Source organism: Microbacterium sp. Leaf436, assembly GCF_001424715.1.
Taxonomy (GTDB): domain Bacteria; phylum Actinomycetota; class Actinomycetes; order Actinomycetales; family Microbacteriaceae; genus Microbacterium.
The window spans coordinates 556,058-570,390 of record NZ_LMRB01000003.1; the positions used below are offsets into that span (position 1 = coordinate 556,058).

The following is a 14,333-nucleotide window of genomic DNA, read 5'->3' on the forward strand; positions in this document are numbered from 1 at the left end:
TGGCACCTCACGCATCCCTGCACCGGGGTCCGCCGACCGACGCGCCCATAATGGTCGAGTGCCTACCGACGCCCCGCGCATCAACCCGAGCATCCTCGCCGCCGACTTCGTGAACATGGAGGCCGAGCTCGCACGCATCGCGGGCGCCGACTTCGTGCACGTCGACGTGATGGACAACCACTTCGTGCCGAACCTCACGTTCGGGCCGCAGATGGTGGGCCGCATCCAGCAGACGAGCCCGGTGCCCCTCGACGTGCACCTCATGATCGACGACCCCGACCGCTGGGCTCCCGCCTACGCCGAGCTGGGTGCAGCGTCGGTCACCTTCCACCTCGAGGCCGCGGCGTCACCCGTGGCTCTGGCCCGGCAGTTGCGCGCGATGGGCGCGCGCGCCGGAGTGGCGGTGAAGCCCGGCACCCCCGTCGAGAACCTGTTCGACGTGCTGAACGAGTTCGACCAGATCCTCGTGATGACCGTCGAACCGGGTTTCGGGGGGCAGTCGTTCATGCCCGAGACGATGCCCAAGCTCCGCTCGCTCGCCGACGAGGCGAAGCGCCGCGGCTCGGCCGTCTGGCTGCAGGTCGACGGCGGCATCGGCGAATCGACGATCGCCCAGGCCGCCGAGGCCGGGGCCGACACCTTCGTCGCCGGATCCGCCGTCTTCGGCGCCGACGACCCCGACCGCGCGATCCAGTCCCTCCGCGCCTCCGCCGCCCGCCACCACCACTGAGCCGCGCCCGCGCCACGCCCGGCGCCGCGTCTCGGCCTATCGCGTGTCGCCCTCACGCATAAACGCTCTTCCTGCGCATAAACGCGCTGCCGTACCGTTTGCGCGCAGGATCAGCGTTTATGCGAGGTGATGGGGGCACCCGGATGCCGTCACCGGGGCCGCGTGAGCGCTGACGGCCTTTCCGCGGCGCGTCGCCCCGCCCGCCGCGGGCGCCACCCACCCCGCCGCACCCGCAGCCGGCACCGCCGCCGCCCGCCGCCCACCCCACCGCACCTGCCGCCGCCGCGCGCCACCCACCCGACCGCGCCGCCCCCGACCGCCGACCGCACCCCCGCGGGCATCCCCACCCCCGCCGACCCGATACCCTGGAACCGTGAAGACCTTCGACGACCTGTTCGCGGAACTCAGCGCCAAGGCCGTCGAGCGACCCGAGGGGTCCGGCACCGTCGCTCAGCTCGACGCGGGCGTGCACGCCATCGGCAAGAAGATCGTCGAAGAGGCCGCCGAGGTATGGATGGCCGCCGAGTACGAGTCCGACGCCGCCGCCGCCGAAGAGATCTCGCAGCTCCTCTACCACCTCCAGACGCTCATGCTGGCCAAGGGCTTGTCGCTCGAAGACGTCTACCGACATCTCTGAGCCCCGCTCCTCCTCCCACAGCTCGCCCCACACGAAAGCCCCCGTCATGCTGCGAATCGCCGTGCCGAACAAGGGGTCGCTCGCCGAAACCGCCGCCGAGATGCTCTCGGAGGCCGGGTACACCGGACGACGCGATTCCAAAGACCTCTACACCGTCGACCCCGTCAACGAGGTCGAGTTCTTCTACCTCCGCCCCCGTGACATCGCGACCTACGTCGGCTCCGGTGCGCTCGACGTCGGCATCACCGGCCGCGACCTGCTGCTGGATGCGCGCATGCCCGGCGCCCGCGAGGTCGAGTCGCTCGGCTTCGCCGGTTCCACGTTCCGTTTCGCCGGTCGCCCCGGACGTTTCACCGAGATCGCCGACCTCGAGGGGCTCCGCGTCGCCACCGCCTACCCGGGCCTCGTCGATGCGTTCCTCGACGAGCGCGGCATCGCCGTCGACATCGTTCCGCTCGACGGCGCGGTCGAGTCCGCCGTGCAGCTCGGAGTGGCGGATGCCGTGGCCGACGTCGTCTCCACCGGCACGACACTCCGTCAGGCGGGGCTCGAGATCTTCGGGCCCGTGCTGCTGCAGTCCGACGCCGTGCTGATCGCCGGTCCCGAAGAGGCCCCTGGCACCGAGACGCTGCTGCGGCGCCTGCGCGGCGTGCTCGCGGCCCGCAAGTACGTGCTGATCGACTACGACCTGCCGGCGGCGCTCGTCGAGCAGGCCGTCGCCGTGGCCCCGGGCCTGGAGTCGCCGACGATCTCGCCGTTGCGCGACCCCGAGTGGGTGGCCGTGCGGGTGATGAGCCCGCGCCGCGACGTGAACCAGGTCATGGACGCGCTGTACGCGATCGGCGCCCGCGCGATCCTCGTCACCGAGATCCTCGCCGCGAGGCTCTGATGACCCTCGCGCGTCGCGTCATCCCGTGCCTCGACGTCGCGGGCGGCCGCGTCGTGAAGGGCGTCAACTTCCTCGACCTGCGCGACATGGGCGACCCGGTCGAGCTCGCGAAGCTCTACTTCGACCAGGGCGCCGACGAGGTCACGTTCCTCGACGTGACCGCCACCGTCGACGAGCGCTCGACGACCTACGACGTCGTCCGCCGCACCGCCGAGCAGGTTTTCATCCCCCTCACCGTCGGCGGGGGAGTGCGCTCGGCCGACGATGTCGCCCGGCTGCTGTCGGTCGGCGCCGACAAGATCGGTGTGAACTCCGCCGCGATCGCGCGCCCCGCCCTCATCGACGAGATCGCCGATCGCTTCGGCGCTCAGGTGATCGTGCTCTCGCTCGACGTCAAGCGGGCGGCATCCACCCCCTCGGGTTTCGTGGTGACCACCCACGGAGGCCGCACCGAGACCACCCTCGACGCCCTCAAGTGGGCACGCGAGGCCGTCGAACGCGGAGCCGGCGAGCTGTTGGTCAACTCGATCGACGCCGACGGCACGAAGCAGGGCTTCGACCTCGAACTCGTCCGTCTGATGCGTCAGGTGGCGGCCGTGCCCGTCATCGCCTCGGGTGGCGCGGGAGCACTGGAGCACTTCGCCCCGGCGGTGCAGGCCGGTGCAGACGCCGTGCTCGCGGCATCCGTCTTCCACTCCGGTCAGCTGACCGTGGGTCAGGTCAAAGACGCGATGGCGTCCGAGGGGATCGAGGTGCGCCGGTGAGCGTCGACCGCGTGAAGTACGACGCCGACGGTCTCGTCGCCGCCGTCATCCAGCAGTTCGACTCGCGCGAGGTGCTGATGGTCGGGTGGATGGATGCCGAGGCCCTCAGCCGTACGCTGACCACCGGCCGGGTGACCTTCTGGTCTCGCTCGCGTCAGGAGTATTGGCGCAAGGGCGACACGTCGGGCCACATCCAGCTCGTGAAGGGGGCGCGCCTCGACTGCGACGGCGACACCCTGCTCATCGAGGTCGACCAGATCGGCGCCGCGTGCCACACGGGCGACCACACCTGCTTCGACGCCGACGACCTGCAGCCGGTCGTGGGGGAACGGTGATGCGTCGCGCCCGATCGATGTCGGTGCTCGCGATGCTGCTGGCGGGAGCCATCGGCGTCATCTCCTCGACGCAGACGTGGATCGATGTCACCCTCGACGACGGCGCGCAGCAGGCGCTCGCGGTGCCCGGCGCCGAGGCGCTCCCGGTGCTCACCCCGCTGAGCCTCGCCGCCCTCGCGCTGGGAGCGGCTCTCTCGATCGTCGGCCCCGTCCTGCGCTACGTCTTCGGTGCCCTGGGTCTCGCGATCGCCGCGCTCGTCGGGTTCGGCACCGTTCAGATGCTCGCGGCCACGCCCGTCTCGGCCACCGCCGCCACGGTCACCGACGCCACCGGCATCTCGGGAACGGATGCCGTGGCCGCGCTCGTGTCGAACCTGTCGCTCACCCCGTGGCCCGCGGTGACGCTGCTCGCACAGGTCGTGCTGGCCGCGGCCGCCGTGTTCACCCTCGTCACCGCGCGCGGCTGGACGTCGGGCGCGAGCCGTAAGTACCGCACCGCCACCGAGGCGGGCGCCGACAGCGGCCGCCCCCACGACGCGATCGACTCGTGGGACGATCTGTCGCGCGGCGACGACCCCACGGCCTGATCCGTCGCGCGGCGGCCGGGTCGAGACCGACCTCGCGACATCGAGACGTCGGGACCGGAGAGACGCTCGCGCTTCGATAGACTTGGTCCACGCTTTCCCCCGCGCCCGCGCGCGACTGTAAGGAGCCCCATGAGCAACCCCATCGGCGATCCCGGCCACGGACACTCGCCCGCCGCCTGGACGGCCGTGATCATCATGCTCGCCGCCTTCGCGTTCGGCACGCTGTTCTTCTGGCTCGACTTGCCCGTGCTCGTGTGGGCCTCGGTGGGTCTGCTCGTCGTCGGCGCCATCGTGGGCTGGGCCATGTCCAAGGCCGGCTACGGCGCGAACGGCGCGAAGTCCAACCCGAAGGCGCACTGACCGTGCTGGCCGATCTCACGGCCGGGGCAGTCGAAGACGCGCAGAAGCGCGAAAGCACGCGCTCTCTGTCGTCGGTCGAGCACGACGCGCTCGCGCAGTCACCGGCGCGTGACGCACTGGCGCTGCTGGCCCCCGCCGACCGGGTGAAGATCATCGCCGAGGTCAAGCGCGCGAGTCCCTCGCGCGGCGATCTCGCCGACATCCCCGACCCCGCGCTCCAGGCCCGACTGTACGAGCAGGGTGGCGCCTCGGCGATCTCCGTGCTCACCGAGGGCCGCAAGTTCAAGGGAAGCCTCGCCGACCTCGAAGCCGTCCGCGCGGCGGTCGACGTGCCGGTCCTGCGCAAAGACTTCATCGCCACGCCGTACCAGGTGCTCGAGGCCCGCGCATCAGGCGCCGACCTGGTGCTGCTGATCGTCGCCGCGCTCGACCAGAAGACCCTGGGCGAGCTGTACACGCTCACGAACGAGCTCGGGATGACCGCCCTCGTCGAGACGCACTCGGCCGACGAGCTGGAGCGCGCCGCCGACATCGGAGCCAGGCTCATCGGCGTCAACGCCCGCAACCTCTCGACCTTCGAGCTCGACCGCGACCTGTTCGGCTCGCTCGCCGATCGCTTCGCGGCCGACGCGACCAAGATCGCCGAATCGGCCGTGCTCACCCCCGCCGATGTGGCTCACTACCGCGCCGCGGGTGCGGACGTCGTGCTCGTGGGCGAGGCCCTCGTCACCGGCGACCCCGTCGCCACGCTCCGCGCGTTCCTCCAGGAGACCTCATGACCACCGTGCGCGATCAGAAGCTGCGCGATCAGAAGGGGCCGTTCTTCGGCGACTTCGGCGGCCGCTACATGCCCGAATCGCTCATCGCCGCGATCGACGAGCTCACCGCGGTCTACGAGTCGGCGATGGCCGACCCGGCCTTCCACACCGAGCTGACCGCGCTGCTGCACGATTACGCGGGCCGCCCCTCGGTCCTCACCGAGGTGCCGCGCTTCGCCGAGCACGCCGGCGGCGCGCGGATCTTCCTCAAGCGCGAAGACCTCAACCACACCGGCTCGCACAAGATCAACAACGTGCTCGGCCAGGCTCTGCTCACCAAGCGCCTGGGTAAGACGCGCGTGATCGCCGAGACCGGCGCCGGCCAGCACGGCGTCGCCACCGCGACCGCCGCGGCCCTGTTCGGCCTCGAGTGCGTCGTGTACATGGGCGAGGTCGACACCGAGCGTCAGGCCCTGAACGTCGCCCGCATGCGACTGCTCGGCGCCGAGGTCGTGCCCGTCACGACCGGCTCGCGCACGCTGAAGGACGCCATCAACGAGGCGTACCGCGACTGGGTGGCCTCGGTCGAGACGACCAACTACATCTTCGGCACCGCCGCGGGCCCGCACCCGTTCCCCGCAATGGTGCGCGACTTCCAGAAGATCATCGGTGAAGAGACGCGAGCGGAGTTCCTCGAGCGCCTCGGCCGCCTCCCCGACGCCGTCTTCGCCTGCGTCGGCGGCGGTTCCAACGCGATCGGCATGTTCGACGCGTTCCTCGACGACGAGGGCGTCGCGCTCTACGGCGTCGAAGCCGCCGGTGACGGCGTCGACACGCCCAAGCACGCGGCATCCATCGGCCGGGGCCGCCCCGGCGTGCTGCACGGCGCGCGCACCTACGTGCTGCAGGACGAAGACGGGCAGACCACCGAGTCGCACTCGATCTCGGCGGGTCTCGACTACCCGGGCGTCGGCCCCGAGCACGCGTGGCTCGCCGACATCGGTCGGGCGCAGTACATCCCCGCCACCGACGACGAGGCCATGCAGGCCCTGCGTCTGCTGTCGCGCACCGAGGGCATCATCCCCGCCATCGAGTCGGCGCACGCCCTCGCCGGGGCGCTGCGCGTGGGGCGCGAGCTGGGCCCCGACGCCATCATCGCGATCAACCTCTCGGGGCGCGGCGACAAAGACATGGACACCGCCGCGCGCTACTTCGACCTGTACGACGCCGAGCACGCGACCGAGGGCCCCGAGGGTGGCGCGCAGACGCACGCCGCAGAGACGGTGGCCGCGGCCCCGGGTTCGCCCGTCGAGGTGACGCCGGCTCCGGATGCCGCGAGCGGTGCGGGAGTGGAGCTGTGACCTCTCGCGTCGCCGCGGCCATCGAGGCCGCCCACGCCGAGGGCCGGGGCGCCTTCGTCGGCTACCTGCCCGCGGGCTTCCCCGACGTCGCCACGAGCATCGAGGCCGCTGTGGCGCTGGCCGAAGCCGGCGCCGACGTCATCGAGCTCGGCCCGCCCTACAGCGACCCCGTCATGGACGGCCTCGTCATCCAGGAGGCCACCCAGACGGCGCTGGCGAACGGGTTCCGCATGCGCGACCTGTTCACGATCATCCGCGAGGTCACCGCCCGCACCGACGTGCCGGTGCTCGTCATGACGTACTGGAACCTCGTCGAGCAGTACGGCGTCGACCGCTACGCCGACGACCTCGTCGCCGCCGGGGGAGCGGGGCTCATCACCCCCGACATCACCCCGGATGCCGCGGCCGAGTGGATCGCCGCGAGCGAGCGCACCGGCCTCGACCGGGTGTTCCTCGCCGCCCCGACGTCGTCCGACGACCGCCTGAGAATGATCGTCGAGGCCTCCACGGGCTTCGTCTACACCGTCTCGACCATGGGGATCACGGGCGAGCGCACCCAGCTCGACGCCGCGGCCCGTGACCTGGTCGCGCGGCTCCGCGCGTTCGGCGCCACGCACGCGTGCGTCGGCATCGGCATCTCCAACGCCGCCCAGGTGGCGGGCGTGGTCGAGTACGCCGATGGCGCGATCGTGGGCACGGCCCTGGTCAAGGCGCTCCGCGACGGCGGCGTCGAAGGGTTGTCCACCCTTGCTCGCGAGCTGTCCGCGGGTGCCGTGCAGCGCGCTTAGACTCGTCAGCATGACGTTCGCCCTCTCGAGCGCCGCCTCCGGCGTGCTCGCCAGCATCCCGAGCCCGACCATCTCGTCGTTCAATATCGGTCCAATTCCCATCCGTTTCTATGCCCTGTGCATCGTCGCGGGAATCATCGTCGCGATCTTCCTCACGAACGCGCGCCTGACGCGTCGTGGCGCCGAGAAGTGGGTCGTCATCGACATCTGCCTGCTGGCGGTCCCGCTCGCGATCGTGGTCGCGCGCATCTACCACGTCGTCACGCACCCGGGCTTCTACTTCGGCCCGGGCTCCAACCCGTGGAACATCACCGAGCCGGGCTCCGTGTGGGCCATCTGGGAGGGCGGCATCGCCATCTACGGCGCACTGATCGGTGGCGCCATCGGCGCGTTCCTCGGCTGCAAGTGGACCGGCATCCGGTTCTGGACCTTCGCCGACGCACTTGCTCCCGGGCTCATCATCGCCCAGGCCATGGGCCGCTTCGGCAACTGGTTCAACCAGGAGCTCTTCGGTCAGCCCACCGACCTTCCCTGGGGCCTCGAAATCGCCGCGGGCAACCCGGCCATCCCCGTCGGACTGCCAACCGGCACGCTTTTCCAGCCGACCTTCCTCTACGAAGTCATCTGGAACCTGCTCGGCGCCGCCGTCATCCTGTGGGCGGGAAAGCGCTTCACCCTGCAGTGGGGCAAGCAGTTCGCGATCTACCTCGTCTGGTACTCCGCGGGCCGCATCGTCTGGGAATCCATCCGAATCGACCCCAGCGAGATCTTCCTGGGCCTGCGCACGAACGTCTGGGCGGCCATCTTCGGCGTCGTCCTGGGCATCGTGATCTTCGCCGTGCAGTCGCGTCGTCACCTCGGTCTGGAGCCGTCGCCCTACGTCCCCGGTCGCGAGAGCAAGGCTCCCGGGGCTGTAGACTCAGGCGACCCCTCTGACTTCGTCGACGTGAGCGAGCCGCCCGCGACGAGCGACACCGTCGGCACCAGCGCCACAAGCAGCCCCGCCACGAACTAATTCTCCGGGCCGACGTCGTCCCATTCGAAGCATCAACGTGAGGACGGTTGATATGGCTTCCAGCCTGCGTTCCGACACCGTCGGAGGAACGTTCCCGGTCCGCCAGGGAATGTACGACCCGTCGTTCGAGAAAGACGCCTGTGGCCTCGCCATGGTCGCCACTCTCCGCGGCGTGGCCGGCCACGACATCATCGATCTGGCGCTGACGGCGCTGCGCAACCTCGAGCACCGCGGGGCGATCGGCTCCGACGCGGGCACGGGCGACGGCGCCGGCATCCTCACCCAGATGCCCGACGCCTTCCTGCGCGCTGTCGTCGACTTCGACCTGCCGCCGGTGGGGGAGTACGCCGCCGGCATGGTCTTCCTGCCGCTCGGCCACGAGGAGCGCACGGCGATGAAGGCGGGGATCGAAGAGATCGCCCGCCACGAGAACCTCGAGGTCCTCGGCTGGCGCGAGGTGCCCGTCGAGCACGAGAACCTCGGCAAGCTCGCCTACGAGGCCCGACCCGCCTTCGAGCAGCTGTTCATCGCGCGCCCGGCCGTCGGCGATCAGCCCGCCCTCTCGGGGATCGAGCTCGACCGGCGCGTGTACCGCCTGCGCAAGCGCGCACGCCACGAGATCGACGCGTACTTCGTGTCGCTGTCGAGCCGGACGCTGGGCTACAAGGGCATGGTCACGACCCTGCAGCTCGAGCCGTTCTACCCCGACCTGTCGGACGAGCGCTTCGTCTCGGAGCTCGCCGTCGTGCACTCGCGGTACTCCACCAACACGTTCCCGTCGTGGCCGCTCGCGCAGCCGCTGCGCATGCTCGCGCACAACGGCGAGATCAACACGGTCAAGGGCAACCGCAACTGGATGCGCGCGCGCCAGTCGCAGCTCGAGTCCGAGCTCATCGGCGACGTGCGTCCGCTGCTGCCGATCTGCACCGAGGGTGCCAGCGACTCGGCCTCGTTCGACGAGGTGCTCGAGTTGCTCACGCTCACCGGGCGCAGCCTCCCGCACGCGATCATGATGATGGTCCCCGAGGCGTACGAGAAGCAGGCCACGATCGACCCCGACCTGCGCGCCTTCTACGACTACCACTCCATGCAGATGGAGCCCTGGGACGGCCCCGCCGCCCTCATCTTCACCGACGGCACGGTCGTCGGCGCCACGCTCGACCGCAACGGCCTTCGCCCGGGTCGCTGGACCGAGACCACCGACGGCCTCGTCGTGATCGGTTCCGAGACCGGCGTGCTCGATTTCGCGCCCGAGCGCATCAAGCGTCGAGGCCGGCTGCAGCCCGGTCGCATGTTCCTCGTCGACACGGCCCAGCGCCGCATCGTCGAAGACGAAGAGATCAAGGCCGAGCTCGCGAGCCTGCAGCCGTGGGGCGAGTGGGTCGACAAGGGCCGTGTCAAGCTCAGCGAGCTGCCCGAGCGCGAGCACATCGTGCACCCGATCGCCTCGATCACCCGCCGCCAGCGCACCTTCGGCTACACCGAAGAAGAGGTGCGCATCCTTCTCACCCCCATGGGTCAGGGTGGCGCCGAGCCCCTCGGCGCCATGGGCAGCGACGCGCCCGTCGCCGTGCTGAGCGACCGTCCGCGCATGCTGTTCGACTACTTCTCGCAGCAGTTCGCGCAGGTCACCAACCCGCCGCTCGACTCGATCCGCGAAGAAGTCGTCACCTCGCTGTCGCTGGGTCTCGGTCCGGAGCGCAACCTGCTCGACTGGGGACCCGACCACACCCGCACGGTCACGCTCGACTTCCCCGTGATCGACAACGACGAGCTCGCCAAGATCCAGCACATCGACACCGCCCTGCGCGGACGGTCGTCGGTGACGATCCGCGGTCTGTACCGCGTCGAGGCCGGTCACAAGGGCCTGCAGAAGCGTCTGACGCAGATGTGCAGCGAGGTCGACCAGGCGATCGAAGACGGTGCCGAGTTCATCGTGCTCAGCGACCGCGACTCGAACAAGGACCTCGCTCCGATCCCGTCGCTGCTCATGCTGGCCGCCGTGCACCACCACCTCATCCGCAAAGAGACGCGCATGAAGGTCGGGCTGGTCGTCGAGGCCGGCGACGTGCGCGAGGTGCACCACGTGGCGACCCTCATCGGGTACGGCGCGTCGGCGGTGAACCCCTACCTGGCGATGGAGACCGTCGAGTACCTCGTGCGGGCGGGCTTCATCACGGGCGTCACGCCGCAGAAGGCCGTCAAGAACCTGATCTACGCGCTCGGCAAGGGTGTGCTGAAGATCATGTCGAAGATGGGCATCTCGACGGTGTCGTCGTACGCCGGCGCCCAGGTCTTCGAGGCCGTGGGCCTGTCGCGCGACTTCGTCGATGCGTACTTCACCGGCACCGAGTCCAAGCTCGGTGGTGTCGGACTCGACGTCATCGCCGCCGAGAACGCCTCGCGCCACGAGTACGCCTACCCCCAAGACGCCGCGGCCCGCGCGCACGAGCGTCTGTGGACCGGCGGCGAGTACCAGTGGCGTCGCGACGGTGCCCCGCACCTGTTCAACCCCGACACGGTGTTCCGCCTGCAGCACGCCACGCGCGAGCGCCGCTACGACATCTTCCGCGAGTACACGCATCTCATCGACGACCAGGCGCACGAGCTCAAGACGCTCCGCGGCCTGTTCGCGTTGCGCACCGACGTGCGTCCGCCCGTGCCGATCGACGAGGTCGAACCGGTCTCGGCCATCGTGAAGCGCTTCTCGACCGGCGCGATGAGCTACGGCTCGATCTCGAAAGAGGCGCACGAGGTCCTCGCGGTCGCCATGAACCGGATCGGCGGCAAGTCGAACACCGGCGAGGGCGGAGAAGACGTCGACCGCCTGCTCGACCCCGAGCGTCGCAGCGCCATCAAGCAGGTGGCATCCGGTCGGTTCGGTGTGACGAGCCTGTACCTCACCCAGGCCGAGGACATCCAGATCAAACTCGCCCAGGGCGCGAAACCCGGCGAGGGCGGTCAGCTGCCTCCGACCAAGGTGTACCCGTGGGTGGCGCGGACGCGCCACGCGACCGCGGGCGTGGGCCTCATCTCGCCCCCGCCGCACCACGACATCTACTCGATCGAAGACCTCAAGCAGCTGATCTTCGACCTCAAGCGCGCCAACCCCTCGGCCCGCATCCACACCAAGCTCGTGAGCCAGTCGGGCATCGGTGCGGTCGCCGCCGGCGTCGCCAAGGCGCTCAGCGACGTCATCCTGGTCTCGGGCCAGGACGGCGGCACGGGTGCGAGCCCCATGAACTCGCTCAAGCACGCGGGTACGCCCTGGGAGCTCGGCCTGGCCGAGACGCAGCAGACGCTCATGCTCAACGGCATGCGCGACCGCGTGGTCGTGCAGGTCGACGGGCAGATGAAGACCGGCCGCGACGTCGTGATCGGCGCGCTGCTGGGCGCCGAGGAGTTCGGTTTCGCGACCGCCCCCCTCGTCGTCTCGGGCTGCATCATGATGCGCGTGTGCCACCTCGACACGTGCCCCGTGGGTGTCGCGACGCAGAACCCCGTACTACGCTCGCGCTTCACCGGCAAGGCCGAGTACATCGTCACCTTCATGGAGTTCGTCGCCCAGGAGGTGCGGGAGTACCTCGCCGCCCTCGGCTACCGCTCGATCGACGAGATCGTCGGGCGCACCGACCTGCTCGACGTGAACGAGGCGATCCAGCACTGGAAGGCGCGCGGGCTCAACCTCGCGCCGATCCTCGAGGGACCCCGCTTCGCCGACGACGAACCGCGTCGACACGCGCGCAACCAGAACCACGAGCTCGAGGAGCACTTCGACGTGCAGCTCATCGAGCGCGCGCAGGACGTGATCGCGCACGGCGGTCAGCTCACGATCGACCTGCCCATCCGCAACACGGCCCGCGCGGTCGGGACCATGCTCGGCCACCACGTCACCAAGGCGCGCGGCGAGCACGGTCTGCCCGAGAACTCGATCGATGTGCGTCTGACCGGCTCGGCCGGACAGTCGTTCGGTGCGTTCATGCCCGCCGGCATCACGCTGCGCCTCGAGGGCGACTCCAACGACTACGTCGGCAAGGGCCTGTCGGGCGGGACGATCGTCGTGCGGCCGCCGCGCGGCTCGTCGTTCGCGGCCTCCGAGAACGTCATCGCCGGAAACGTCATCGGCTACGGCGCCACGCAGGGGCAGATGTTCCTCAACGGCGTCGTCGGCGAGCGGTTCCTCGTGCGCAACTCCGGCGCGACGGCGGTCGTCGAGGGCGTGGGCGACCACGCGCTCGAGTACATGACCGGTGGGCTCGCGGTCATCCTCGGCGCCACGGGCCGCAACCTCGGCGCCGGCATGTCGGGCGGCCAGGCCTACGTCTACCGACTCGACAGCGACCTCGTGAACCGCGAGGCCCTGGCATCCGGCGAGCTCGTTCTGGGCGCCCTCGGATCCGGGGATGCCGAGATCCTGCGCGACCTGCTCGAGAAGCACGTCGCAGAGACCGATTCCACCCTCGCTCGTCGTCTGCTCGACGACTTCGAGACCGAGGTGGACAATTTCGTCCGGGTGCTGCCACGCGACTACGCCGCCGTGCTGCAGACCCGCCAGGAGGCTGTCGCCGAGGGGCTCGACCCCGACGGCGACGTCGTCTGGAAGCGCATTCTGGAGGTGACGGGTGGCTGACCCGAAGGGCTTTCTCAAGACGACGGAGCGCGAGCTCCCCAAGCGTCGACCGGTGCCGGTGCGCATCATGGACTGGAAAGAGGTGTACGAGCCGGGGGATTCGGCCGTCATCAAACGCCAGGCCGGGCGCTGCATGGACTGCGGCATCCCGTTCTGCCACAAGGGCTGCCCGCTCGGCAACCTGATCCCCGAGTGGAACGACCTCACGTGGCGGGGCGAGGGCCGTGCCGCCATCGAGCGCCTGCACGCGACGAACAACTTCCCCGAGTTCACCGGTCGGCTCTGCCCGGCGCCCTGCGAGAGCTCGTGCGTGCTGGGCATCAACCAGCCCGCCGTGACGATCAAGCAGGTCGAGGTCTCGATCATCGACGAGGCCTTCTCGAACGGCTGGGTCGAGCCTGAGCCGCCCGAGCGCCTCACCGGCAAGACCGTCGCCGTCGTGGGCTCCGGTCCCGCCGGCCTCGCCGCGGCACAGCAGCTGACGCGTGCGGGTCACACGGTCGCCGTGTTCGAGCGCGACGACCGCATCGGCGGCCTCATGCGCTACGGCATCCCCGATTTCAAGATGGAGAAGCGCCACCTCGAGCTGCGACTGCGGCAGATGCAGGCCGAGGGCACGCGTTTCCGCGCGGGCGTCGAGATCGGCAAAGACATCTCGTGGAGCGACCTGCGGGCGCGCTACGACGCCGTCGTGGTGGCCACCGGTTCGACCCTGCCGCGCGACCTGGCGATCCCTGGCCGCGACCTCGACGGGGTGCACTACGCCATGGAGTACCTCATCGAGGGCAACAAGGCCGTCGCCGGCGACCAGGTGCCGCAGCAGATCTCGGCCGAGGGCAAGCACGTCGTCGTCATCGGCGGTGGCGACACGGGCGCCGACTGCATCGGCACCGCGCACCGTCAGGGCGCGCTGAGCGTGACGAACCTCGCCATCGGCAAGCAGCCGCCGTCGGAGCGCCCCGAGAACCAGCCGTGGCCGATGATGCCGAACCTCTTCGAGATGGCCTCGGCCCACGAAGAGGGCGGGGAGCGCTCCTTCCTCGCGTCGACCGTCGAGTTCCTCGGCAACGCCGCGGGGGAGGTCCGGGCCCTGCGGGTCGCCGAGACCGAGTACCTCGACGGCCGCCGTGTGCCCAAGAGCGGCACCGAGCGCGAGATCCCCGCCGACCTCGTGCTGATCGCCATGGGCTTCACCGGCCCCGAGAGCGCGCACCTCAGCGACCAGCTGGGCACGCGGTTCACCGATCGCGGCAACGTCGAACGCGATGCCACGTACGCGACCTCGACGCCGGGCGTGTTCGTCGCCGGCGACGCGGGTCGCGGCCAGTCCCTCATCGTGTGGGCCATCGCCGAGGGCCGTGCGGCCGCCGCCGAGGTCGACACGTTCCTCATGGGCGAGACGGTGCTGCCCGCACCGGTGCGCCCGACCGATGTCGCCATCGGCCTTCTGCCCACCTAAGCTGGCAAGGGCCGATCGGC

At 70.2% G+C, this 14,333-nt stretch carries 13 protein-coding genes; all 13 read left to right on the forward strand.

Going from position 1 to position 14,333, the window contains the following annotated elements:
• Positions 1-58 precede the first annotated feature (58 nt).
• Positions 59-730, forward strand: coding sequence for a ribulose-phosphate 3-epimerase (gene rpe / locus ASG45_RS11550; RefSeq protein WP_082509713.1), 672 nt, complete (start codon positions 59-61; stop codon positions 728-730).
• A 373-nt stretch (positions 731-1,103) separates the two neighbouring features.
• The gene (locus ASG45_RS11555) at positions 1,104-1,367 is read left to right on the forward strand and encodes a phosphoribosyl-ATP diphosphatase (RefSeq protein WP_055837422.1); all 264 of its coding nucleotides are present in this window, start codon (positions 1,104-1,106) and stop codon (positions 1,365-1,367) included.
• A 46-nt stretch (positions 1,368-1,413) separates the two neighbouring features.
• Positions 1,414-2,256, forward strand: coding sequence for an ATP phosphoribosyltransferase (gene hisG / locus ASG45_RS11560; protein WP_055837425.1), 843 nt, complete (start codon positions 1,414-1,416; stop codon positions 2,254-2,256).
• Positions 2,256-3,020, forward strand: coding sequence for an imidazole glycerol phosphate synthase subunit HisF (hisF, locus tag ASG45_RS11565; RefSeq protein ID WP_055837428.1), 765 nt, complete (start codon positions 2,256-2,258; stop codon positions 3,018-3,020). Before hisG ends, hisF begins: the two co-directional genes overlap by 1 nt.
• Positions 3,017-3,355 (forward strand): phosphoribosyl-AMP cyclohydrolase, encoded by a 339-nt coding sequence (hisI, locus tag ASG45_RS11570; RefSeq protein ID WP_055837432.1) that lies wholly within the window; start codon positions 3,017-3,019, stop codon positions 3,353-3,355. Before hisF ends, hisI begins: the two co-directional genes overlap by 4 nt.
• A complete protein-coding gene (locus ASG45_RS11575; protein WP_055837435.1) occupies positions 3,355-3,942 on the forward strand; it encodes a Trp biosynthesis-associated membrane protein in 588 nt (195 codons plus the stop codon). Before hisI ends, ASG45_RS11575 begins: the two co-directional genes overlap by 1 nt.
• 129 nt (positions 3,943-4,071) lie before the next feature.
• Entirely contained in the window at positions 4,072-4,302 is a 231-nt protein-coding gene (locus tag ASG45_RS11580; protein WP_055837438.1) for a DUF6704 family protein, read from the forward strand.
• Between the two features lie 2 nt (positions 4,303-4,304).
• The gene (trpC, locus tag ASG45_RS11585) at positions 4,305-5,081 is read left to right on the forward strand and encodes an indole-3-glycerol phosphate synthase TrpC (RefSeq protein WP_055837441.1); all 777 of its coding nucleotides are present in this window, start codon (positions 4,305-4,307) and stop codon (positions 5,079-5,081) included.
• The gene (gene trpB / locus ASG45_RS11590; protein ID WP_055837444.1) at positions 5,078-6,421 is read left to right on the forward strand and encodes a tryptophan synthase subunit beta; all 1,344 of its coding nucleotides are present in this window, start codon (positions 5,078-5,080) and stop codon (positions 6,419-6,421) included. Before trpC ends, trpB begins: the two co-directional genes overlap by 4 nt.
• Complete coding sequence (gene trpA, locus ASG45_RS11595) at positions 6,418-7,209, forward strand: tryptophan synthase subunit alpha (protein ID WP_055837447.1); 792 nt, start codon at positions 6,418-6,420, stop codon at positions 7,207-7,209. The genes trpB and trpA overlap by 4 nt, the downstream gene beginning before the upstream one ends.
• Positions 7,210-7,219: 10 nt before the next feature.
• On the forward strand, positions 7,220-8,224 hold the full coding sequence (gene lgt / locus ASG45_RS11600; RefSeq protein WP_055837450.1) for a prolipoprotein diacylglyceryl transferase: 1,005 nt from the start codon (positions 7,220-7,222) through the stop codon (positions 8,222-8,224).
• Positions 8,225-8,276: 52 nt separating this feature from the next.
• Positions 8,277-12,854 (forward strand): glutamate synthase large subunit, encoded by a 4,578-nt coding sequence (gltB, locus tag ASG45_RS11605; RefSeq protein WP_055837454.1) that lies wholly within the window; start codon positions 8,277-8,279, stop codon positions 12,852-12,854.
• Complete coding sequence (locus tag ASG45_RS11610) at positions 12,847-14,313, forward strand: glutamate synthase subunit beta (RefSeq protein ID WP_055837457.1); 1,467 nt, start codon at positions 12,847-12,849, stop codon at positions 14,311-14,313. Before gltB ends, ASG45_RS11610 begins: the two co-directional genes overlap by 8 nt.
• Positions 14,314-14,333 lie beyond the last annotated feature (20 nt).